This is a genomic window from Pseudomonas sp. LLC-1 (assembly GCF_002992185.1).
GTDB lineage: Bacteria > Pseudomonadota > Gammaproteobacteria > Pseudomonadales > Pseudomonadaceae > Aquipseudomonas > Aquipseudomonas monteilii.
Genome location: NZ_LUVY01000019.1, coordinates 171,931 through 194,634, shown reverse-complemented (window position 1 = coordinate 194,634; position 22,704 = coordinate 171,931). Strand labels below are relative to the sequence as shown.

The 22,704-nt window shown below is 64.5% G+C and carries 21 protein-coding genes and 1 riboswitch; of the genes, 14 read left to right on the top strand and 7 right to left on the bottom strand.

Translation table 11 applies throughout. From position 1 onward, the window contains the following. Positions 1 to 15 precede the first annotated feature (15 nt). A riboswitch (cobalamin riboswitch) is annotated at positions 16 to 215 on the top strand. 109 nt (positions 216 to 324) lie between these two features. From A0O30_RS22040 to A0O30_RS22020, 5 genes are read left to right on the top strand one after another with little or no spacing between them, the layout of a single operon-like run. Beyond that, a complete protein-coding gene (locus tag A0O30_RS22040) occupies positions 325 to 1,335 on the top strand; it encodes an ABC transporter substrate-binding protein (protein ID WP_105948003.1) in 1,011 nt (336 codons plus the stop codon). Next, complete coding sequence (locus tag A0O30_RS22035; RefSeq protein WP_105948002.1) at positions 1,335 to 2,351, top strand: iron ABC transporter permease; 1,017 nt, start codon at positions 1,335 to 1,337, stop codon at positions 2,349 to 2,351. Before A0O30_RS22040 ends, A0O30_RS22035 begins: the two co-directional genes overlap by 1 nt. Continuing rightward, a complete protein-coding gene (locus A0O30_RS22030) occupies positions 2,348 to 3,136 on the top strand; it encodes an ABC transporter ATP-binding protein (protein WP_105948001.1) in 789 nt (262 codons plus the stop codon). The genes A0O30_RS22035 and A0O30_RS22030 overlap by 4 nt, the downstream gene beginning before the upstream one ends. Before the next feature lie 17 nt (positions 3,137 to 3,153). After that, positions 3,154 to 3,588, top strand: coding sequence for a pseudoazurin (locus A0O30_RS22025; RefSeq protein WP_105948000.1), 435 nt, complete (start codon positions 3,154 to 3,156; stop codon positions 3,586 to 3,588). Beyond that, positions 3,585 to 4,922 (top strand): OprD family porin, encoded by a 1,338-nt coding sequence (locus tag A0O30_RS22020; protein WP_105947999.1) that lies wholly within the window; start codon positions 3,585 to 3,587, stop codon positions 4,920 to 4,922. The genes A0O30_RS22025 and A0O30_RS22020 overlap by 4 nt, the downstream gene beginning before the upstream one ends. A gap of 136 nt (positions 4,923 to 5,058) precedes the next feature. Here the strand turns inward: A0O30_RS22020 and A0O30_RS22015 are convergent, their stop codons facing one another. Beyond that, positions 5,059 to 5,382, bottom strand: a complete 324-nt coding sequence (locus tag A0O30_RS22015; protein WP_105947998.1) for a hypothetical protein — start codon at positions 5,380 to 5,382, stop codon at positions 5,059 to 5,061. A 120-nt stretch (positions 5,383 to 5,502) separates the two neighbouring features. Beyond that, positions 5,503 to 6,000 (bottom strand): GNAT family N-acetyltransferase, encoded by a 498-nt coding sequence (locus tag A0O30_RS22010; RefSeq protein ID WP_105948032.1) that lies wholly within the window; start codon positions 5,998 to 6,000, stop codon positions 5,503 to 5,505. A gap of 130 nt (positions 6,001 to 6,130) precedes the next feature. Here A0O30_RS22010 and A0O30_RS22005 point away from each other — a divergent pair, with 130 nt between their 5' ends. The 7 genes from A0O30_RS22005 (at position 6,131) to A0O30_RS21965 (ending at position 14,447) form a co-directional block, all read left to right on the top strand. Beyond that, the gene (locus A0O30_RS22005; protein ID WP_016714667.1) at positions 6,131 to 6,610 is read left to right on the top strand and encodes a hypothetical protein; all 480 of its coding nucleotides are present in this window, start codon (positions 6,131 to 6,133) and stop codon (positions 6,608 to 6,610) included. A 75-nt stretch (positions 6,611 to 6,685) separates the two neighbouring features. Further along, the gene (locus A0O30_RS22000) at positions 6,686 to 8,257 is read left to right on the top strand and encodes a sensor domain-containing diguanylate cyclase (protein ID WP_105947997.1); all 1,572 of its coding nucleotides are present in this window, start codon (positions 6,686 to 6,688) and stop codon (positions 8,255 to 8,257) included. 117 nt (positions 8,258 to 8,374) lie between these two features. Next, positions 8,375 to 9,151, top strand: coding sequence for a ParA family protein (locus A0O30_RS21995; RefSeq protein ID WP_105947996.1), 777 nt, complete (start codon positions 8,375 to 8,377; stop codon positions 9,149 to 9,151). Between the two features lie 169 nt (positions 9,152 to 9,320). Further along, the gene (locus A0O30_RS21985) at positions 9,321 to 9,731 is read left to right on the top strand and encodes a DUF2946 family protein (RefSeq protein WP_105947994.1); all 411 of its coding nucleotides are present in this window, start codon (positions 9,321 to 9,323) and stop codon (positions 9,729 to 9,731) included. 68 nt (positions 9,732 to 9,799) lie between these two features. Continuing rightward, entirely contained in the window at positions 9,800 to 11,950 is a 2,151-nt protein-coding gene (locus A0O30_RS21980; RefSeq protein WP_105947993.1) for a TonB-dependent siderophore receptor, read from the top strand. A gap of 249 nt (positions 11,951 to 12,199) precedes the next feature. Continuing rightward, positions 12,200 to 12,958, top strand: coding sequence for a hypothetical protein (locus A0O30_RS21970; protein WP_105947992.1), 759 nt, complete (start codon positions 12,200 to 12,202; stop codon positions 12,956 to 12,958). A gap of 151 nt (positions 12,959 to 13,109) precedes the next feature. Continuing rightward, the gene (locus A0O30_RS21965; RefSeq protein WP_105947991.1) at positions 13,110 to 14,447 is read left to right on the top strand and encodes an MFS transporter; all 1,338 of its coding nucleotides are present in this window, start codon (positions 13,110 to 13,112) and stop codon (positions 14,445 to 14,447) included. A 32-nt stretch (positions 14,448 to 14,479) separates the two neighbouring features. Here the strand turns inward: A0O30_RS21965 and A0O30_RS21960 are convergent, their stop codons facing one another. Genes A0O30_RS21960 through A0O30_RS21950 form a run of 3 tightly spaced genes read right to left on the bottom strand, consistent with a single transcriptional unit; the run spans position 14,480 to position 20,103 of the window. After that, positions 14,480 to 17,626 (bottom strand): efflux RND transporter permease subunit, encoded by a 3,147-nt coding sequence (locus A0O30_RS21960; RefSeq protein ID WP_105947990.1) that lies wholly within the window; start codon positions 17,624 to 17,626, stop codon positions 14,480 to 14,482. Between the two features lie 16 nt (positions 17,627 to 17,642). Beyond that, positions 17,643 to 18,857 carry an efflux RND transporter periplasmic adaptor subunit gene (locus tag A0O30_RS21955; protein ID WP_105947989.1) on the bottom strand — a complete coding sequence of 405 codons (1,215 nt, stop codon included), beginning with the start codon at positions 18,855 to 18,857 and terminating at the stop codon, positions 17,643 to 17,645. Continuing rightward, positions 18,850 to 20,103: a TolC family protein gene (locus A0O30_RS21950; RefSeq protein ID WP_105947988.1), complete on the bottom strand. Its 1,254-nt coding sequence runs from the start codon at positions 20,101 to 20,103 to the stop codon at positions 18,850 to 18,852. The genes A0O30_RS21955 and A0O30_RS21950 overlap by 8 nt, the downstream gene beginning before the upstream one ends. Before the next feature lie 205 nt (positions 20,104 to 20,308). Between A0O30_RS21950 and aroQ the strand changes: the two genes are divergently transcribed. Continuing rightward, the gene (gene aroQ, locus A0O30_RS21945) at positions 20,309 to 20,758 is read left to right on the top strand and encodes a type II 3-dehydroquinate dehydratase (RefSeq protein ID WP_016714675.1); all 450 of its coding nucleotides are present in this window, start codon (positions 20,309 to 20,311) and stop codon (positions 20,756 to 20,758) included. Beyond that, positions 20,755 to 21,603, top strand: coding sequence for a shikimate dehydrogenase (locus A0O30_RS21940; protein ID WP_105947987.1), 849 nt, complete (start codon positions 20,755 to 20,757; stop codon positions 21,601 to 21,603). The genes aroQ and A0O30_RS21940 overlap by 4 nt, the downstream gene beginning before the upstream one ends. Positions 21,604 to 21,772: 169 nt before the next feature. Here the strand turns inward: A0O30_RS21940 and A0O30_RS21935 are convergent, their stop codons facing one another. Beyond that, positions 21,773 to 22,288 carry a thioredoxin family protein gene (locus A0O30_RS21935; RefSeq protein WP_105947986.1) on the bottom strand — a complete coding sequence of 172 codons (516 nt, stop codon included), beginning with the start codon at positions 22,286 to 22,288 and terminating at the stop codon, positions 21,773 to 21,775. A 10-nt stretch (positions 22,289 to 22,298) separates the two neighbouring features. Then, positions 22,299 to 22,574: a DUF2790 domain-containing protein gene (locus A0O30_RS21930; protein WP_016714678.1), complete on the bottom strand. Its 276-nt coding sequence runs from the start codon at positions 22,572 to 22,574 to the stop codon at positions 22,299 to 22,301. Positions 22,575 to 22,704: the final 130 nt, after the last annotated feature.

Genomic DNA, 22,704 nt, shown 5'->3' with positions numbered 1-22,704 from the left:
CCGGCGGCGTGATGGTCTACCATGCGGGCCGCCGGTTTCCACCACGGAATTAATAGGGAATCCCAGGCCCGCCAACACGGGCCAAACGGAACTGCCCCCGCAACTGTAGGTGCCGAGCCTGCTCCATCGATGCCACTGGGCGTAATAGCCCGGGAAGGCTGGAGCCGGGCCATGACGCACCAGTCAGGAGACCTGCCGGCCTACTTATACCAACCGGCGGGGTGTCCGGGATTGGCCATCTGTGTTGCCCCTGCCAACGGCGGGGCGCGGCGATGCCTGTCCGTGCGTTCCTCACCCGAACTGTCCGATAGGAGATCGCCCAGCATGCTGCCCCGTTTCGCCACCCTGCTCGCCGGCTTCGGCCTTACTGGCCTGGCCCAGGCCGCCGCCACCCATTACCCGCTTACCGTCGAGAATTGCGGCAGACCGCAGACGTTCGCCCAGGCGCCGCAACGCGCCGTCACCATCGGCCAGGCCGGCACTGAAATGCTTTACGCATTGGGCCTGGGTGACAAACTGGCTGGCACCTCGTTGTGGTTCAACAACGTACTGCCCGAATACAAGGCGCAGAACGACAAGGTGCCGCGCCTGGCCGACAACGACCCAAGCTTCGAGGCCGTAGTGGGCAAGCGCCCGCAACTGGTCGCGGTACAGTTCGAATGGATGGTCGGCGCCCAAGGTGTGGTCGGCACCCGCGAACAGTTCGACGAACTGAAGATACCCACCTACCTGCTGCCGTCGGACTGCGAAGGCAAGGACAACCTGGTCGGCGCCGACGGTACTCGCCTGCAAGCGTTCCAGGTAGGCAGCATCTACAAAAGCGTCAGCCAGCTGGCCGAGATCTTCGATGTGCAAGACCGCGGCACTGCCCTGAATGCCGAGCTCAAAGGCCGCCTGGACAGCGCCAAGGCACAACTGGCAGGCAAGGACCTGTCCGCTACCTCGGCACTGTTCTGGTTCTCCAGCGCCGACCTCGACATCGACCCGTACGTGGCCGGCCGCCAGGGCGTCGCCGACTTCATGCTGCGCACCCTGGGCGTGCGCAACGTGGTCGAGTCCACGGAGGAATGGCCCACCGTAGGCTGGGAAACCTTGGCCAAGGCCAACCCCACCTGGCTGATCATCGCACGCATGGACCGTCGCCGCTTCCCCGCCGACGACTACCAGAAAAAGCTCGAATTCCTGCGTAGCGACCCGGTGACCCGCAACATGGACGCGGTGAAGCATGACCGCATCATCATCCTCGACGCCGACGCCATGCAGGCCGGCATCCGCCTGTTCAGCGGCCTGCAGACGTTGTCTGCCGCCTTTGCCAGCGGTAAAGCGGCCCAGTGATGATTCGCCTGTTACCTTGCATCGCGGTCGCCCTTGCAGCCCTGCTGGCCGCCTTGCTGGCCGGCACCGCCATTGGTGAAACCAACCTGTCGCCCAGTGTGGTTGGCCAGGTGCTGGCCAACCACCTGTGGCAGGCCGGCTACCCGGTCGACCCGATCGACGCCGGCATCGTCTGGAACTACCGCCTTACCCGCACCCTGGTCGCCGCTGCTTGCGGTGCCGGCCTGGCGACGTGTGGCGTGATCCTCCAGGCGCTGTTGCGCAACCCCTTGGCCGAGCCTTATCTGCTGGGGCTGTCTGCCGGCGCCTCGACCGGCGCGGTGCTGGTCGGCCTGCTGGGGCTGGGTGGCCTGGCATTGAGCATGTCCGCCGGGGCGTTCATCGGCGCACTGGCCGCATTCACCCTTGTTCTGGTACTGGCCCGCGCGGCCGGCCCCGGCAACAACAACGCCCAGGTCATCCTTGCCGGCATTGCCGGCTCGCAACTGTTCAACGCGCTGACCGCCTTTCTGATCACCAAGTCGGCCACTGCCGAACAGGCACGCGGCATCCTGTTCTGGCTGATGGGCAACCTCAGCGGGGTACGTTGGCCATCGGTGTGGCTGGCCGTGCCGGTGGCACTGTTCGGCCTGGTGGTGTGCCTGTTGCACCGCCGTGCGCTGGATGCTTTTACCTTCGGCGCCGACTCGGCTGCTTCGCTGGGCATCCCGGTGCGGCGCACCCAGCTACTGCTGATCAGCTGCGCGGCGCTGGTGACGGCGGTGATGGTGTCCATCGTCGGTGCCATCGGTTTTGTCGGGCTGGTGATTCCCCACGCCCTGCGCCTGCTGCTCGGCCCCGGGCACAGCCGCCTGCTGCCCGCCAGCGCACTGGGCGGCGCGCTGTTCCTGATTGCCGCCGACGTGCTTTCGCGCACCTTGATTGCAGGCCAGGTGATCCCTGTGGGGGTGGTCACCGCGCTGATCGGGGCACCGGTCTTCGCGCTGATTCTGGTCAGCCGCCGGGGGCGCTCATGACCGTCATGACCGCTGTACAGGTTTCGCCCCTGAGTTGCCAGGGCCTGGGGTTGCAACTGGCCGGCAATACCGTGCTCAGCGGTATCGACCTGAATGTTGTCGCGGGTGAAACGCTGGGCATTGTCGGCCCCAACGGCTCAGGCAAGTCTTCGCTGCTCAAGTTGCTGGCCGGGCTGCGCAAGCCGGCCAGCGGCAGCGTGAAACTGCTGGGCGAACCACTGGCACAGCTGCCCCGCCGCCGTGTGGCACAGGCCCTGGCACTGGTCGAACAACAGGCCGACACCCTCGATGCAATCCGTGTGTTCGACGCCGTGGCCTTGGGCCGTACACCTTGGCTGTCAGCACTGGCTCCGTTCTCACAAGAAGACCGTGCCATCGTCGAGCAGGCGCTGGCTGACCTCGACGCCCTGCACCTGCGCACACGCCTTTGGGGCTCATTGTCCGGTGGCGAGCGCCAGCGCGTGCACATCGCCCGCGCCCTGGCGCAACGGCCACAAGTACTCTTGCTGGACGAGCCGACCAACCACCTGGACATCCAGCACCAGCTAAGCCTGCTGCAACAGGTCCAGGCCCTGCCAGTCACCACCCTGGTAGCGCTGCACGACCTCAACCAGGCACTCACCTGCGACCGCGTGGCCGTACTCGACAAAGGCCATCTGGTCGCCCTGGGCAAACCCCTTGAAGTGCTCACCCCCGAGCGCCTGCTGAACACCTTTGGCGTTCACGCCCATTACCTTACCGACCCCTTCGACGGCGCGCGCATCCTGCGCTTTCGCGCCCCCTGAACCAGGAAGTTCTCCCGATGCCGCTGCGCCCCCTCGCCTTGCTGCTTGCCAGCACCCTGCTCGCCCCGGCCGCGCTAGCCGACGTGCACGAAGTGAAAATGCTCAACCGTGGCAGCGAAGGCGCGATGGTGTACGAGCCGGACCACTTGCGCATCGCGCCCGGCGACACCGTGCGCTTCCTGCCCACCCAGAGCGGGCACAATGCGGCCAGCGTGGCAGGCCTGCTGCCCTCCGGGGCCGAGCCCTTCAAGAGCAAGCTGAACCAGCCGTTCGAACAGACCTTCAGCGTGCCGGGCATATACGGCATCCAGTGCATTCCGCACCTGGCGATGGGCATGGTGATGGTCATTCAGGTAGGTGACGCATCGGCGACCGAACTGCCCGCCAACTTGCCAGCCCGGGCCAAGGCCCGCTTTGCTGCCCAGTTGCAGAAGCTTGAGGCCGCGCAATGAGCCGGTTGTTGTTGGCGCTGCCGCTGCTGGGGCTGGCGCCGTTCGCCCAGGCCGACTCCGCACAGTCGCAAAGCAACGGTTTTGTCGAGGATAGCAGCTGGAGCATCCTCAACCGCAGCGTGTTCGACCAGCGCGACTACAAGCATGGCGGGCGCAACAGTTCCGCACGAAATGCCTACAAGCCACGCAGCGAACGCAGCGGCAAGGCTGAAGAATGGGCCTACGGTTTGATGGGTACCTTCCAGTCCGGCTTTACGCAAGGCCTGGTTGGTGTCGGCGTCGATGCCCACGCCTACCTGGGCGTGCAACTGGACAGTGGCGGCGGGCGTGCGGGCAAAGCGCGCTTGCTGGGGGTCGATAACGACGGGCACCCAAAGAACGAATACAGCCGCGCAGGCGCGGCATTGAAACTGCGCATGGCCAATACCGTGTTGTCCTACGGTGAGCAGCGGGTCAAGACCCCGGTGTTCAGCTCTTCCGACAGCCGCTTGTTACCCGAGACCGCCACCGGTTTCTTCCTCACCAGCAACGACTTCGACACCCTCAAGCTGGTGGCCGGGCACTTCAACGAGAGCACCGACCGCAATGCCACAAGCCACGACCAGGGCTTTGTGGTGAACTACTCCAACGGCAAACAGGGCAACAGCTTCGACCTGGCCGGCGTGGTCTGGAACCCGGGCGCCAGCTTCAGCGGCAGCCTCTACACCTCGCGCTACGAGGACAGCTGGAACCAGCATTACCTGGGCAGTACCCTCAGCCATGCGCTGGATAACCGCCGCAGCGTCAGCCTGGACCTCAACCTGTACCGCACCACCGACACCGGCAAGGCGCTGTCCGGGCGCATCGACAACACCACCTGGAGCCTGGTATCGCGCTATAACCAAGGGCCGCACGGGTTCAGCCTGGGCTGGCAGCAGGTAGACGGCAACACCCCGTTCGACTACGTGACGCGTGGCGCGATCTTCATTGCCAACGCGGTGCAGATGTCGGACTTCAACGCACCGAACGAAAAGTCATGGCAGGCACGCTATGACCTGAACATGGGGGCCTATGGGGTGCCAGGGCTGAACCTGACAGCGCTGTACGTGCGCGGGTTCGATATCGACGGCACGCATGTCGACCCGACTGGCGGGTATGCGTACCTGGGGTATGGCAAGGGCGGCAAACATTGGGAACGCGACCTGGAGGCGCGGTATGTGGTGCAGAGTGGCAAGGCCAAAGGCACCACGTTCTCGCTGCGGCATAACGTGCACCGGGGGAACACGGCGCAGGCGGAGCTGGATGGTGACCAAATTCGCTTGGCGGTGGAATGGCCACTTTCGGGTAGTTTCTAAGGTACGGTGATGCCTGGATGGGGGCTGCTTTGCAGCCCATCGCCGGCAAGCCAGGCTCCCACAGGTGTAGCGCAATGCCCGAGCCTGTGGGAGCCTGGCTTGCCGGCGATGGGCCGCATAGCGGCCCCAGTAACGTTCAGGCAACCGAGCTGCCTGCAGGCAGCAAGCCCCACTCCGCCCGTTCCTGCACGCTCATCGTCGCCAACACCTCGGCAAACGTCCGCTCAAGCTCCGAACTGACATTGCCAAATACCCGGTAATTGGTCAGCAGGTAGCGCTTCACCGTCCTCGGCCAGCGCCGTTCCTTGTGCGCCGCATTGATGATCCCTTTGGCATCATGCCGCGTCGCGCCACGCCACAAGTCCATCAACCTGTTCTCGAAATCGCCGAAGGTCCACAGGTCTCTGCGGTCGTCGAACTCGTCCAGCAGTTTAAGTTTGTACAGGGCCATGTATGCCATCGTGAGTCTCCCTCGGTGCAGTGAAAAGCCTTGCATGAGGGAAGGTAAGCAAGCCGGGGCGCCCTGAACATGAACGCGTCGATCACGCCGAAAAGGCCGTTGTAGGCGCTTTCCCACAAATCAGCGCAGCCGCAGTTGCATGTGCGTGGTCTGCCAGACCGGGTCTTGCTCCACGTCCACCACCGCAAACCCATGCCGTTCCCAGAACGCAATCGCACCCGGGAGAAACGGATGCGTATGCAGGTACAGGCAATCGATTCCCGCCTGCACCGCCTGCTCGCGCAATGCACTGAACAACGCGCCCGCCAGCCCCTGCCTGCGATAGGCCGGCAGCACGAACAGGCGCACCACCTCCACTACCCGCCCGGCGTGATAGTCAAGCTGGGCAAAACGATGGTCATAGGGCACATAGCCGATCACGGCAACCAGCCGACCGTCATCGCGGGCTTCAAGAAAGCACCCCGCGCCGTCCAGGTAGGTTTCGGCAAAGTGCGCAAGGTCGTGCGGCAAGGGGGCCGCGACAAGCATCGGGAACAGCTCGCGGCGGGCGCTTTCGACAAACGCCACGACTTCGGCAATGGCGACGCGCGCGACAGGTTGCAGGGTCCGGTTCGGCATGGGGCTGCTGGCAATGGTTGGAAGGCTGGGTTCTACACCAGCGTGCCGGTCAAGGCAAATCACGGGGCTCGTCGCGGCCATGCGGACATCGGTATAATCGGCAGTCTTCACTGCCCGACCAGGCCACGCCATGCCTCGCTTCCAGAAGTTGCTGTTGCCCCTGCTGCTGACTGCCGCCCTTACTGCCTGCGACCAGAAGCCCACCCGTGAAGAACAGATCCTCGCCCAGCTACCGCTGCAGGATGCCTACACGCACAATATTGAGCGCATGGCCACGCTGCTCGGCCGCACTCACCCGCAGCTGTCGCAAGCCACCATCCAGGGCGTACTGCGCAAATACCTCACCGTCGAGGACCAGCACCAGGACCTGTTCCGCCTCTACAGCGAGAAGAATTTCAGCGACGCCGAGTTCGCCACCATCGTCGAAGCCACCCAGGACCCGGCCAAGGCCCGCGCGCTGGAAGACACCGAAGCCGGCAGGCGCCTGAGCGAAAAGCTCACTGCCCTGATGCGCGAAACCGCCCGCGATGTGAAGGTGCAGGCGCTGGTCGAGCGACGCATGCAACAGGTGGAAGACGAGCTGAATGCGCTGGACAGGGCAGGCTCCTGAATGCAGCGCCCGTTCACGCGCTAGTGCATATGGCTGTTCCCATTTCTTAGCTATTTTCAAAGCCCGAGGTCAGGATTGCCACACGCCAAGCACGGATTGCGCCTGGATCTACGAACACTCATTCTGGTGCTCTGCGCCCTTACGGCCCTGGTCATGCTGTGCGCCAGCTATTTCGCCAGCTACCGGGTGCAGCGCCAGCTGCTGATCGACCACGCCCTGGAAGCCAACCGGGTGTATGCGACGAAACTGGCGGCCATCACCGAGACCTTCATCGGCAACGCCTTGCAGCAGCTTTCATTCAGCGCCGGCGTGCAGGGCCACCAGTTGAGCGACGCGGCAGCACTGCAGGTGGAGACCGACCGTGTACTGGGCCAGAGCATGGCCTTCAACTCCACGTTCGTGATCGATGCCAACGGCGTGCTGCTGGCGATCTCTCCAGCCTCGCTACGCCACTTTGTCGGCACCCGCATGCAGTCGCCGGGTGCTCAGGAAGCCCTGCACGAACGCCGCCCTCTGGTTTCCACACCCTACCTGTCGGCGGCCAACAACCTGGTGGTGGCGTTGTCGCACCCCATTTTCGACAGCAACGGCCGTTACCTCGGGTACGTGGGGGGCAGCCTGTACCTGCGAGAACGCAACATCCTCAACAGCCTGCTGGGCGAGCACTTCTACAAGGACGGCTCGTACCTGTATGTGGTCGACCGCAACCGCCGCCTGCTCTACCACCCCAACAGCCAACGGGTAGGCACCGTGGTGGAAGGCAACGCGCTGGTCGACCAACTGGCGACACTGGACAGCGGTACCCGGCAACTGACCAACAGCCTGGGCGTGGAAATGCTGGCCGGGTACGCCACCGTGCCCAGCGCCGGCTGGGGCGTGGTGGCGCAGCAGCCGCTGGCACAGACCGTAACGCCGCTGAGCCACCTGATTCTCAACGTGATCGGCACCTCCGCGCCCTTCGCGCTGGTGGGCTGCCTGCTGCTGTGGTGGCTGGCCCTGACCATTGCCCGACCACTCTGGCAACTGGCCGCCGGCGCCCGTTCGATGGACCGTGCCGGTACAGCCGAACGCTTGCACCGGGTACCCGCCTGGTACTTCGAGGCGGCCGAGCTCAAGCGCGCGCTGTTGTTCGGGCTGAACCTGCTGCAAGAACGCATCGGCAGGCTTGACCGTGACGCCCAGACCGACCCGCTGACCGGCCTGGGCAACCGCCGCAGCCTGGAACTCAGCCTGTCGTTGCTGGAAGCCGAAGGGCGGGCATTTGCGGCCATCGCGCTGGACATCGACCATTTCAAGCGGGTCAATGACAGCCATGGGCACGAGGTCGGTGACCAGGTGCTGCGCCAGCTGGCCGAGCTGATGCGCCGGTGTTGCCGCGAAGGGGACCTGCTGTGCCGTACCGGCGGCGAAGAGTTTCTGATGATGCTGCCGGGGGCCAGCCTGGAGGTGGCCGCGGTGGTGGCTGAGCGCTTGCGGGTTACCGTGCAGGATACGCCGCTGGAACCTGTGGGGGCGGTGACCATTTCGCTGGGGGTGGCGCGCTGGGATGGCGAGGCAGGCGGTGAGCCTGTGGAAACACTGAGCGAGGCTGACCGGGCGCTTTACCGGGCCAAGCAGGAGGGGCGCAATCGGGTGGTCATCGCCTGACCTGTGAGGCGGCAAAGATGAAACGTGCAGTTGTAACAATGTCTGTCATAAAACTGTCGTGTTCCCGTCATAGGATTGACCTCAACCTGACATTTTCACTTCATGGATGAGCGTCTCATGCGTCGTGTGGTTTTCAATCAGAAAGGGGGCGTCGGCAAATCCAGCATCGCCTGCAACCTTGCGGCTGCCAGTGCCGCCGAAGGCTACCGGACATTGCTGGTCGACCTCGACCCACAAGCCAATGCCACCTACTACCTGACCGGCCTGGTGAACGACGCCATTCCAGCCGGCATCGCCGACTTCTTCCGCCAGACCTTGTCACCGGTCACGGCCGCCGGCAAGAAGCACCGCGTGGCAATAACCGAAACCCGCTACAGCAACCTGCACCTGGTCACCGCCAGCCCCGACCTCAGCGACCTGCAAAGCAAGCTGGAGAGCAAGTTCAAGATCAACAAGCTGCGCAAGCTGTTGGTGGAACTGGGCGAGGACTACGAACGGATCTATATCGACACCCCGCCGGCGCTGAACTTCTACACCTTCAGTGCGCTGGTGGCGGCCGAGCGCCTGCTTATCCCGTTCGATTGCGACAGTTTCTCGCGCCAGGCCCTGCACTGTGTCATGGCCGAGGTCGAGGAACTGCGCCAGGACCACAACCCGGCGTTGCAGGTAGAAGGCGTGGTCGTCAACCAGTTCGCCGGGCGTACTGCACTGCACCAGACCCTGGTTGACCAGTTGCGCGGCGAAGGCATGCCGGTGTTGCCGGTCTACCTGAGCAGTTCGATCAAGATGCGTGAATCGCACCAGGCGTCGGTGCCGTTGGTACACCTGGCGCCTCGGCACAAACTGGCGATGGAGTTTGTCGATTTGCTGGACCTGCTCGAACGCGCTGCCTGACAGACCCTGGGGACGCTTTGCGTCCCTTTCGCGACGCAAGGCCGCTCCCACAAGGTACTGTGATTTCCTGTGGGAGCGGCCTTGTGTCGCAATGGGCTGCGCAGCAGCCCTGAAAATTGTACAGCCAAAGAGCTACCCGACCGTTCATCCGGATGGTAGATTCGCCGCCATGAAAACCACCCGGCACACTCGCACGCTGACTGCCTGGACGCTCTACGCCAGCGTCCTGTTCAGCCTGTTGCTGTGCGGCCTGCACCATGGCCAGATGGGCGGGCTGCGGCTGGCCGGGCTGGAGGGCGGCTTCTGCTCGGTGAACAGCGAACACGGCGTGGCCATCGACCTGGACGGCGCCGGCGGTGACCAGCACATGGCCCAGCTGGACTGCCCGGTGTGCTCCTCGTTCGGCCTGGCCGTACCGCTCAGCAGCGGTGGCTGGTCTTTCACCCCGGCGCAAGCCGTGGCCACCTCGCCCATCGTCGTGCGCAGCTGGGCACAACCGCCACCGCGCTATCAACGCCCCGCCCTCAACCCCCGCGCCTCCCCCACCGCCTTCCCCGCCGCTGTAATGCCTTTCGCCTGACGTCAGCCGGGCACGCCTGCGTGCGCGCTCGCCGTCAGCCATGACCTTTGCGTGGAAGACACACCAACATGCTTCGTAACACCTCCCTGGTGCTCCTGATGGGCACCTGCAGCTTCGCCTGCGCCGAAATCGCCCCCGTTGAACTGGGCGCCACCACCATCGACGGCGAACGCGATGCCGCCAGCGGTGTGCAACTGGACGAACCGATCCGCACCGGCTCGCGCCTGGGCCTCACCGCGCGGGAAACACCCGCCTCGGTCAGCGTCTCGGACCGCCGCCTGATCGAAGAACGCGGCGCCAAGGACAGCCAGGACGTGATCAACGCCATGACCGGCGTGAACGCCTCGGCCAACCCAGGCTTTGGCGGCTTCGTTGCCTACCGCGGCTTTACCCAGAACCAGGTCACCCAGTTGTACAACGGCATCAACCTGGGCTACAGCAGCGCCACCCGGCCAGTGGATGCCTGGGTGCTCGACAGCGTCGAGCTGATTGGCGGGCCGTCTTCGTTCCTGCATGGTGCCGGTGCCGTGGGCGGCTCGATCAACTACATCACCAAACTCGCCAGCCGCGACCAGCAGACCCTTGACGGGCGTATCCGCTATGGCAGTTTCGACGACAGCGAGGTGGCGTTCGGAATCAACCAGGCGCTGGCCAGCAACCCCGCTGACGCCCGCCATTTCATGCGCCTGGACTTCAGCCGTGGGCAGGGCAACGGTTACGTCGACCGCAACGAACGGCACACCGACAGCCTGGCCTTTTCGCTGCTCAGCGACCTGGCCCCCAACCTCACCCACACCCTGGCGCTGGAGTACCAGGAAGACCGCGAAGACAGCCCCTACTGGGGTTCGCCGATCCTGCCGGGGCGCAGCACGATGAAGATCGACAACAGCCGCCGCTTCGAAAACTACAACGTCGCTGACGGCCGCTATGAGCAGCGCGTACGCTGGCTGCGCTCGATCCTCGACTACCAGGTCAGCGACAGCACCAGCGTGCAAAACACGCTTTACCACTACAACGCCCAGCGCGACTACCGCAACCTTGAACGCTATGCCTACACCTCCGCTGGCCAGGTGCAACGCAGCAGCCCTTACCTGCAGCGCCACGACCAGAACCTGCTGGGCGACCGCATCGAGCTGCGCCACGACAACCAGCTGTTCGGCCTGGCCAGCCAGTGGTCATTGGGGCTGGAATACTCACGCATGCGCCAGACCCTCTACCCCACCTCGGGCAGCTGGAGCGACGTGGTCGATGCCGAGCACTTCAACCCTGGCAGTTTCGATGACATCCCCGGGGTGAATGCCGGCCTGACCAAACAACGTCGCCACGAGGTGATCAACCGTGCGGTGTTTGCCGAAAACCGCCTGCAACTCACCGAGCGCCTGGCCCTGCTGACCGCCTTGCGCTACGACTACCTGGACATGGAAGTCACCAACTACGGCGCCGTGACGCCCACCTCGCCGGCCTATTTCGAACGGCGCTGGGAGCCGCTGTCCGGGCGTATCGGCCTGACCTATGCACTGACGCCTTCGGCCAGCCTGTATGCGCAATACAGCACCTCGGCCGACCTGCCCGCCGGCTCGCTGGCAGCCGCGACCTACTCCAATGTGGGGTTGTTCGACCTGTCCAAGGGCGAGCAATGGGAAGTGGGCAGCAAGTTCGACTTCCTCGACGGGCGAGGTGCGGCCACCCTGGCGCTGTATCAGATCGTGCGCAAGGACTTTGCCGTGCGCGACTCGAACGACGCCAACCTCACGGTCCAGGCCGGGCAGCAGACTTCACGCGGGGTGGAACTGTCCGGGCGCCTGCAGGTAACGCCAAAACTGCTGGCCGAAGCCAACTACGCCTACGTCGATGCGCAGTACGACGAATTCAACGAGGCCGTCAACGGGGTATCGGTCTCGCGCAAGGGCAATGCACCAACCAACGTACCGGCCAATGTCGCCAACCTGTGGCTGACCTACAGCCTGTCGTCGGCGTGGTCGGTGGGCGCGGACGGGCGCTACGTGGGTTCGGTGTATGCCGACAACGCCAACAGCCTCAAGGCCCCGGCCTACACGCTGTTCGGCGCGTTCGCCCGCTACCGGCTGGACGAGCACACCACGCTGACCGGGCGGGTGCGCAACCTGACCGACGAGGTGTATGCCAAGCAGGCCTACAACAGCCAGTACTACATGGGGCCGCCGCGCACCTTCGAGCTGGCGTTGGACATGCGCTTCTGACCATAAGCGCATTTCCCTGTGGGAGCGGGCATGCCCGCGAACACCGGCGCAGCCGGTGCCATCCACCGCGTCGCCTGCTTCGCGGGCTTGCCCGCTCCCACAGTGATCGCGCCAGCTTCAGGTTTTGTGCAAGACAGCTGCTCCACATTTCTCCATACAAACCACACAAAACCCTCAAGCATTTCGAATAATATTGGCTCTCATTACCGCCGGCATGTAGGCCGGCTTTCTCACATCAAGGAAGTTTCTGTGTTCAGATCGTTGTCTCCGGTAATCGCGGCCACCGCACTCATCGCCTTATCGGGTTGCCAGAACCGGCCTGCCTCCGAAGAAGATAAACAGGCGCGCAAGACATTCGTCAGCGACATGCAGCAAGTCCTGAAACTGGGCATTGCCACCGCCGACACGGGCAAGCAGATTGGCGTGGTCATGCTGGACGTCAAACTCGACCAGAACTCGGCGCCCGTCAGCTGCAAAGCCAGCAAGGCGCCGATGAGGTACGAAACGGTATTGCCTGCCGACCTGGTCCGCTCGGACTTCAAGGCGTTGGCCAGCATGGTCGAGGCGCAATGCTGGAAGACCATCTACCCCGTGGTGCCGAAGTCGCTGCGCGATGAGGACGGTACAGTAGAAGTACGTGCGCCGATGTTCGTGGTCCTGCCCGCTGCCGCCCAGGCACCGGATACCCCACGGCGCCAGGCCAATGCTCAACGTGAGTTCTTCTGGCAGCACCTGCTGCGCGACCAGCCGGTAAACAGCATTGGCAGAGCCTCGCTCTACTATGAAGCCAATGCACAAGGCAAAGTCCAAGGGTGCCTGGTGCAGATTTATCCCCACCCGAACCGGCCGGACGACTTCCGCCTCGATGGCAAGCTGCAGGCCGAACTCAACAGCCGCTGCATGGCGCTTGATGTGAGCCAGCTACCGGGCTTCAGCACCGACGCGCACGGCCAGGCCAAGGGTTACAGCGAGCTGGAATACGCCCCCTGGAAAGTAGGCCGGCTGTAAACCGCCACAGCGGTTGATTCAGGTATCCCGAGGTCGCCCTCGACAAAGCACGCTCCAGCGCCCGGCGATCTACTGGCAAGCACAACAATGAGGGCGCGGCCCGACCGCGCCACCTTCATCATGCCTGCCAATGGAACCGGAGAGCACTCGCATGTCCGCACCTCATGAGGTATCCCCCGCCACCCTGCGCAGGGTGATCGCCGCCTCGGCCATCGGCAATTTCGTCGAGTGGTTCGACTTCGCCGTCTATGGCTTTCTCGCCACCTTGATCGCCAGCCAGTTCTTTGCCAGCGAAGACGCCAGCGTGGCCTTGCTCAAGACCTTTGCAGTATTTGCCGTGGCCTTTGCCCTGCGCCCGCTGGGCGGGATCGTGTTCGGCGCGCTGGGCGACCGCCTGGGGCGCAAGCGCATCCTGTCGTTGACCATTCTGCTGATGGCAGGCTCCACCACCCTGATCGGCCTGCTGCCGACCTACGCCAGCATCGGCTTGGCCGCCCCTGCGTTGCTGACCTTGGCGCGCTGCCTGCAGGGTTTTTCTGCCGGCGGTGAATATGCCGGGGCCTGCGCCTACCTGATGGAGCATGCGCCCAACGACAAGCGCGCCTTCTATGGCAGCTTCGTGCCGGTCTCGACCTTTTCCGCCTTTGCCTGTGCAGCGGTCATTGCCTATGGCCTGGAGGCCAGCCTGTCGAGCGAGGCGATGAATGCCTGGGGCTGGCGCATTCCGTTCCTGATCGCTGCACCGCTGGGGCTGGTCGGCCTGTACCTGCGCTGGCGCATGGAAGAAACCCCGGCGTTCCGTGAAGCCATCGCCCAAGGCAAAGCGCACGAGCATTCGCCGCTCAAGGAAACCCTGCGCAATCATGGCCGGGCCATTCGCAACCTGGGGGCATTCATTTCGTTGACTGCGCTGTCGTTCTACATGTTCACCACCTACTTCGCCACCTACCTGCAACTGGTGGGCAACCTGACCCGCGCGCAATCGCTGCTGGTGACCACCGTGGCGTTGCTGTTCGCCGCCGTCGGCTGCCCACTGGCCGGGGCGTTCTCGGACCGTGTGGGGCGGCGCAAGACCATTGGTTTTACCTGCCTGTGGGTAATGCTGTGCGTGTTCCCGGCGTACTGGCTGGCCAGCTCGGGCTCGATGTCCGGCGCGCTGATCGGAGTGATTTTGCTTGCGGTGGGGGCGTTGTGCAGTGGTGTGGTCACGGCGGCGTTGCTGTCGGAGAGCTTTCCAACGCGCACCCGCTATACCGCTTCGGCGATTACCTACAACGTGGCCTATACGCTGTTTGGCGGTACCGCGCCGCTGGTGGCAACCTGGCTGATCGGGCAGACCGGCAGCAGCCTGGCACCGGCGTTTTACCTGGTGGTGATTGCGCTGGTGGCGTTGGTGGGGGGGTTGGCGTTGCCGGAGACTTCGCGGATTTCGTTGCATGATGAAGTGGGAGCCGACCGCGTGCAGCCTGGAGCCCGTAGTACCGTTTGAGATCTTTGGGGCCGCTGTGCGGCCCCAAACTTTCAGCCTTCTTGCACCTCTTCACGCCGATACGCCCACTGATACAACGCCGGCAACACCAGCAACGTCAGCGCAGTCGAAGACAGAATCCCGCCAATCACCACCGTCGCCAGCGGCCGCTGAACCTCCGCCCCGGTCCCGGTCGCCAAGGCCATCGGAATGAACCCCAGCGACGCCACCAGCGCGGTCATCAAGACTGGCCGCAAGCGCGTCAGCGCGCCCTCTTCCACGGCCGCTCGCAGGGTACGCCCTTCTTCGCGCAACCCACGGATAAAGGCAATCATCACCAGCCCGTTGAGCACTGCCACGCCTGACAGCGCAATGAACCCCACACCCGCCGAGATGGACAGCGGAATGTCCCGCAACCACAGCGCCAGCACCCCGCCGGTCAAGGCAAACGGGATGCCGGTGAACACCAGCAGGCCATCCCTGAGGTTGTTGAACATCATCAGCAACAGCGCCATGACCAGCAGCAAAGCCACCGGCACCACCACCTGCAAGCGCTCGGCCGCCGACTGCAGCTGCTCGAACTGGCCACCCCAGCGCGTCCAGTAGCCCGGCGGGATCTGAACCTGGCCAATGAGCGTCTGTTCAGCCTCTTCGACAAACGAGCCCAGGTCACGCCCACGCACGTTGGCACTGACCACCACCACGCGCTTGCCATCCTCGCGGCTGACCTGGTTCGGCCCCAGCTGCAGGTTCAGCGTGGCCACCTGCGACAGCGGAATAAAGCCGATTTGCGCAGCACCGGCTGTGGCACTGGCCGGCACCGGAATCAGCAGGCTGCCCAACCCGTCCACATCGGTGCGCAAGGTTTCGGGCAGGCGCACCACCATGTCGAAGCGGCGGTCACCTTCATACAGCGTACCTGCCGTGCGCCCCCCTACGGCGATGGCGATGGCGTCCTGCACGTCACCCACGTTCAGGCCATGGCGGGCGGCCTTGTCACGGTCGATGTCGATGGTCAGCACGGGCAGGCCGGTGGTCTGCTCAACCTTCACCTCAGACGCGCCCGGCACGCGCTGCAGGCTGCTGGCGATTTGCGCGGCGGTGCGGTTGAGCACGTCCATGTCGTCTCCGAACAGCTTTACCGCCACATCGCTGCGCACCCCGGAAATCAGCTCGTTGAAGCGCAACTGGATCGGCTGCGACAGCTCGTAGTTGCTGCCCGGTACGCTGGCCGCCGCACGTTGTACTTCGGCAATCAGCTCGTTACGCGGCTTGCCCGGGTCCACCCACTGCTCGCGCGGGCGCAACATCACGTAGGCGTCGGAAATGTTCGGTGGCATCGGATCGGAGGCGATCTCGGCGGTGCCGGTGCGGGCAAACACCCGCTCCACTTCCGGCACCTGGGCGATGATCGCCCGCTCCAGGCGCTGTTGCATGTCCACCGACTGCGACAGGCTGGTACCCGGCACGCGCAGGGCCTGCAAGGCAAAGTCGCCCTCGCTGAGGCTGGGGATGAACTCGCTGCCCATGCGGCTGGCCATTACACCGGACAACAGCACCAGAGTGGCCGCTGCGGTAAACGCCAGCTTGCGCCGGCCCAGCACCCAGGCCAGCACCGGGGCATAGCGCTGGCGCGCCGTGCGCATCACCAGGCCTTCTTCTTCCTTGACCTTGCCGGTGACGAACAGGGCGATGGCCGCCGGCACAAAGGTGACCGAGAGAATCATCGCACCCAGCAGGGCCATGACCACGGTAAAGGCCATGGGGTGGAACATCTTGCCCTCGACCCCGGTCAGGGCAAAGATCGGCAAGTAAACCACCATGATGATCAGTTGCCCGTAGATCAGCGGCCGGCGCGCTTCGCGGGCGGCGGCAAACACCTCATGGAAGCGCTCGCTGCGGGTCAGCATGCGGCCATGGCGTTGCTGGGCGTGGGCCAGGCGGCGGATGGCGTTTTCCACGATCACCACGGCGCCATCGACGATGATGCCGAAGTCCAGCGCGCCCAGGCTCATCAGGTTGGCGCTGACCTTGTTGCTGAACATGCCGGTGAAGGTGAACAGCATCGACAGCGGGATGACCATGGCGGTGATCAGCGCAGCGCGGATGTTGCCCAGGAACAGGAACAGCACGGCGATGACCAGAATGGCGCCTTCGACCAGGTTCTTCTTTACCGTGGCGATGGCTTTTTCCACCAGGTTGGTGCGGTCGTACACCGTCACCGCCACCACGCCCTTGGGCAGGTTGCGGTTGATCTCGACCAGTTTGGCGGCAACTGCCTGGGACACTGTGCGGCTGTTTTCACCGATCAGCATGAACACCGTGCCCAACACCACTTCACGGCCGTTTTCGGTGGCCGCGCCCGAACGCAACTCTTCACCCAGGCCAACCTCGGCCACATGGCTGACGCGGATCGGCGTGCCGTCCACGCTGGATATGACGATATTGGCGATGTCTTCGGCCGAGGCCACCTGGCCCGGCGCCCGGATCAGCAACTGCTCGCCATTGCGCTCGATGTAACCGGCACCCACGTTGGCGTTGTTGCGCTCCAGCGCGCCGATCAGGTCGTTGAGGGTAAGCTTGTAGGCCGCCAACCGCTTGGGCTCCGGCGCAATCAGATACTGCTTGGCGTGGCCGCCGATGCTGTTCACTTCGGCCACCCCCGGCACATTGCGCAGCTGCGGCTTGATGATCCAGTCCTGGATCACCCGCAGGTCGGTCGGCGTATAGGGCGTGCCGTCCTCCTTCAGGGCGCCCTGTTCGGCTTCCACGGTCCACAGGAAGATCTCGCCCAAGCCGGTGGAAATCGGCCCCATGCCTGCTTCGATCCCTTCGGGCAACTGCTCGCGGGCCACTTGCAGGCGCTCGTTGACCAGCTGGCGGGCGAAGAACAGGTCGGTGCCGTCATCGAAAATGACCGTGACCTGCGACAGGCCCGAGCGCGACAGCGAGCGGGTCTGCTTCAGCCCTGGCAGGCCCGCCATGGCCGTCTCGATGGCAAAGGTAATGCGCTGCTCGGTTTCCAGCGGCGAGTAGCCGGGGGCGGCGGTGTTGATCTGCACCTGGACGTTGGTGATGTCCGGTACAGCGTCGATCGGCAGTTTCTGGTAGCTGTGGATACCCACCGCGGCCATCAGGACCACGGCCAGCATCACCACCAGGCGCTGCTCGATGGCGAATTGGATCAGGCGTTCGAACATGCAGGCGTCCCCGTGATCAGTGGCTGTGCTCGGCCGAGCCTTTGCCCAGTTCCGACTTGAGGACAAAGCTGCCGGCGGCGGCCACCTGGGTACCGGCGGCAAGACCGTCAGTGATTTCTACCTGGCCAGCGTCGCGCCGGCCGGTTTTCACCGGGCGAGCCTCGAAACCTTCTTCAGTGCGGGCAAACACAACGGTTTGCTCTTCCCAGGTTTGCAGGGCGTTTTCCGGCACCGCGACAGCAGCATTGAAGCGTTCGACGCTGACAGCCACATTGACGAACAACCCGGGGCGCCAGGCGCCGTTGGGGTTGGCCAGGGTGGCACGCACGGTAGCGGCACGGTTCTGCTCGCCAAGCAGGCTGCCAACGTAGTTGACCTTGCCCTCGACCTGGGCGCCCAGGTCCGGTGCGCTGACCGTGACATTGCGGCCGGTCACCACCTTGTCCAGGTCACGCGGGGCCACGGCGAAGGTAGCCCACACCCGGCTCAGGTCAGACAACGTGAACGCATTGCTGGTCTCGTCGACCACTTCGCCCACGGTCAGGTGCTTTTCCACCACCACCGCATCGAACGGGGCGCGCAGCTCATAGCGGTTGCCAGCGCCAGCCGGGCCCACCGCGGCGACCTTCTGCCGGGCGTTGGCCAAGGCGATCTCGGCCTCCTGCAACGCCTGGCGTGCCTGCAGGTAATCCTGTTCGGCACTGATGCGTTCCTGCCACAGCTGCTGTTCGCGCTGGAAGGTCAAGCGCGCCAGTTCCAACCGGCGCTGGGCGGCCTGCTGCTCGCTGCGCAGGTCCGAAATCTGCTGGCTGGCGATCACCGCCAGTACCTGGCCGCGCTTGACCGCCTGGCCCAGCTCGGCTTGCACCGCCTCGACCACGCCGGGTACACGCGGCACCACGTGAGCCGTACGGTCTTCGTCGAAGCGGATTTCCCCCGGAAAACTGATAGCGGTACCCAGTGCCCGAGGGCCGGCGGTAGCCAACTGCACACCGGCGGCCTCGATCTGGGTGATGGACAGGTGCAACTGGCCCTCTTCTTCGCCGTGGCCCTCCTCTTCGTGGCCTTCGCCGGCTTTCTCGGTGCCATGGCCGTGGTCGTCTTCGCCGTGGTCATCGTGCCGGGCTTCCGTTTTCGACGCCTGGCCGAGGTTGCCGGTCCAGGCCAGGCCGCCCAGGCCGAGCGCGGCCATGGCGGCAACCAGAAGGGCTATCTTGCGTGGGTTAGTCATTGTTGCTCCTGCTGTTCAAGGGGGTGCTCAGGCCATCGAGGTCGCCATAGATCCGCTCGACCTGCGCCCGTGCATCGGTCGCCGAGGCCAGTGCTTCGAGGTACAGCCCGCGTGCCTCGATCAGCGTGCGCTGGGCGTCAAGCACATCGAGGAAGGCGAACTTGCCCATCTCGAAGCCACGGGTGGCGGTGTCCACGGCCTGCTGCGCAGCCGGCAGAATGGTGCGGTCGTAGGCGTCCACCTCCTGCATAGCCGTGTGCCACTGGCTGACAGCGCTACGGGTTTCACTGCGCAGGCGCAGCTCCACGGCGTTACGCAAGTCACGCGCCTGGTCGGCACGGCGCGCGGCTGACATCACGTTGCCCTGGTTGCGGTCGAACAATGGCAAGGGCATCGACAGACCGACCACGTTGACGCGTTCGCGGTCCTCGCGGCTGTACTGGCTGCCGAGGCTGACGGTGAGGTTGGGAATGCGCTGGGCCTTTTCCGATCCCAAGGCGGCTTCACCACGCTCGACCTGGGCGGTGGCCAGGCGCCATTCGACCGTTTGCTCGACCTGGTCGAGCAAGGTGTCGGCCCTGGGGGCAACGCCAGGTGAAAGGTTGGCGGCCTGCAACTGGTCGAAACCTGCCAGCGGGCTGCCGGTCAGGCGTGCCAAGGCCTGGTAGGCCACGCCGCGCTGGGTTTGCGCGCGCCGCACTTCGGCCTGGGCCTGGGCCAGTTGCACCTGGGCACGGGTGGCCTCTACGGGTGATGACTGGCCGGCAGTGACCCGCCCCTGTACCACCCGCAGCCCGCGCTCGGTCAATGCCTGCGACTGCTGCGCCAGTTCCAGCGCGGTCTGCGCCCGCAAGGCAGCATGGAAGGCCTGCACCACATCAGCCCGCAGGCCATTGCGCTGGCGCTCCAGGTCGAGTTGGGCAATGGCCTGGCCGGCACCGGCCACCGCAATACGTGCGCCGCGCTTGCCGCCCAGTTCCAGCGGCTGGCTGAGGGTGACGGTGGTGGTGCTGGTGTCGCGGCGAGTGTCCTCGACCTCCCAGGACAACTCAGGGTTTGGGATCAACCCTGCCTGGCGCCGCTCGCCGTCGGCAATGCCGACTTCGCGGCCGGCGGCGGCCAGTTCCGGGTTCTGGGCAAAGGCGGCGGCAAGCGCCTGGGGCAGGCTCAGGCTCTGGCTGGCCTGGGCGCTGGTGGCGCTGGCCAGCAACAGGCAGAGCAAGGCGATCTTGCGGGGGATGGGCACGAACAAGTCCTCGTCGACGCGTGTAGGCGAGGGACTGTAAAAAGCCGTGCTTATCGAGGCGGTGTCGGGAACATTACAATTTTGTAAGGTTTGGCTGCGTTCGATAATCGCCCACTTTCCCGGTGCGACGGTCTCGCCCAATTGACGGAACTAACCAGTCAGTACAAAACTACGCGCATCCAACAACAACAAAGCGATGCCCGTCATGAAGCCCCTTATTCTTGTGCTCAACGGCCCTAACCTGAACATGCTGGGCACCCGCGAGCCTGCCCAATATGGCCACGAAACCCTTGCGGACCTGGCGCAAAGCTGTGCCGATACTGCCCATGCCCACGGCCTGGAACTCGAATTCCGGCAAACCAACCACGAAGGCGAACTGATCGACTGGATTCACGCCGCCCGCAACCGCTGTGCCGGTATCGTGATCAACCCCGGCGCCTGGACCCACACCTCGGTGGCCATCCGCGACGCCCTGGTGGCCAGCGAACTGCCGGTCATCGAAGTGCACTTGTCCAACGTGCACAAGCGCGAGCCGTTCCGTCACCTGTCGTTCGTATCGTCCATCGCCGTCGGTGTCATCTGCGGCCTGGGCAGCCATGGCTACCGCATGGCCCTCAGCCACTTCGCCGAACTGTTCCAGGAGCGCACGGCATGAGCCAGCACGCCATCCTCGCCGGCCTGATCGGCCGTGGCATCCAGCTGTCGCGTACCCCTGCCCTGCACGAACACGAAGGTGATGCCCAGGCGTTACGCTACTTGTACCGGCTGATCGACGCCGACCAGTTGCAGCTGGACGACAGCGCCCTGCCCGGCCTGCTCGATGCCGCGCAGCACACCGGCTTCACCGGGCTCAACATCACCTACCCGTTCAAACAGGCGATTCTGCCACTGCTCGACGAGCTGTCGGACGAAGCCCGTGGCATCGGCGCGGTGAATACCGTGGTGCTCAAGGACGGCAAACGGGTCGGCCACAACACCGACTGCCTGGGCTTTGCCGAAGGCTTGCGCCGTGGCCTGCCCGACGTGGCACGCCGCCAGGTGGTGCAGATGGGTGCCGGCGGCGCCGGTTCGGCGGTGGCCCATGCCCTGCTGGGTGAAGGGGTCGAGCGGCTGGTGCTGTTCGAAGTGGACGCGGCCCGTGCGCAGGCACTGGTGGACAACCTGAATGCCCATTTCGGCGCAGGGCGCGCCGTGGTTGGCAGCGACCTGGCCACGGCTTTGGCCGAGGCAGACGGACTGGTCAATACCACGCCGGTGGGCATGGCCAAACTGCCGGGTACACCACTGCCGGTCGAACTGTTGCATGCGCGCTTGTGGGTGGCTGAGATCATCTACTTCCCGCTGGAAACCGAACTGCTGCGCGCGGCCCGGGTGCTGGGATGCCGCACGCTGGATGGCAGCAACATGGCGGTGTTCCAGGCGGTGAAGGCGTTCGAGCTGTTCAGCGGGCGCCAGGCGGATGCGGCGCGGATGCAGGCGCATTTCGCCAGCTTTACCTGATGGTTGCAGCGGCAAGCTCTGAAACCTTGCGCAGTATCTGTGGAAGCGGCCTTGTGTCGCGAAAGGGCTGCAAAGCAGCCCCGGATTTTAGCGATAATGCACAATTTTCTGGGGCCGCTTCGCGGCCCTTTCGCGACACAAGGCCGCTCCCACAGGCCATGCAATCCAGTCATCCTTTCTCATCCAGCAAAGCCTGTATCACCTGTTCCTGCCCCCCATAATCCCCTTCGCCAAAGTGCACATGGCGCACCTGCCCCTTGCGGTCGACAAAGTAATGCGCCGGCCAGAACTGGTTGCCCCAGGCATTCCACACGTTGTAATCGTTGTCCACCGCCACCGGATAACCGATCCCCAGCCCGGCCACCTTGTCCCGCAAGGTGCCCACATCATGCTCGTAGTCGTACTCCGGCGTATGCACGCCCACCACCACCAGCCCCTGGTCGGCATAGCGCCGCGCCCAGTCGTTCACATGCGGCAGGCTGCGCTGGCAGTTGATGCAGTCCCAGGTCCAGAAGTCCACCAGCACCACCTTGCCCTTGAGCGTCGGCCCATCCAGCGGTGTCGAGTTGATCCACTGGCTGGCCCCCGACAGCGACGGCATCGCACCGTAGCTGTCGCGGGCCATCAGGTGCCCGGCCAGGCCAAGCCCCGTCAGTGCCAGGGCAATACCCCCCACCTTCAGCATCAGGCGGCGATCAATTCTCATGGCAACCGCCGGTGGCGTAGGTGCGGTACTGCACGCTTTGCTGCTGGCCCTTGGAGTCGAGGTAGTCCATGCGGGTGTTCACCAGGCCGCAGGCGTTGCTCTGGTCATCCTGCACCGACAGTACTTTCTTCACATCCAGGTGGTCACCGTAGCGGTACTGCATGGCACCGGCATCGCCCATGGGCGCGGTGGCGGCCTGGGCGGCGATAGCGCCGAAGCTGAGCACGGCGAACAGGCTGGCGCTGGCGAAGGTCTTGACGTTCATGGCATCTCTCCTGAGTAACACTTGGGTATGGGAAGTTGTGCTTCCCGGTCGAGAGCCATTTCACGCCTGTCAGGTATCCCGTATGTGTCGTCCGAGGCTGTGATGTGCTTCCTGCTGTATCTGTACAAAG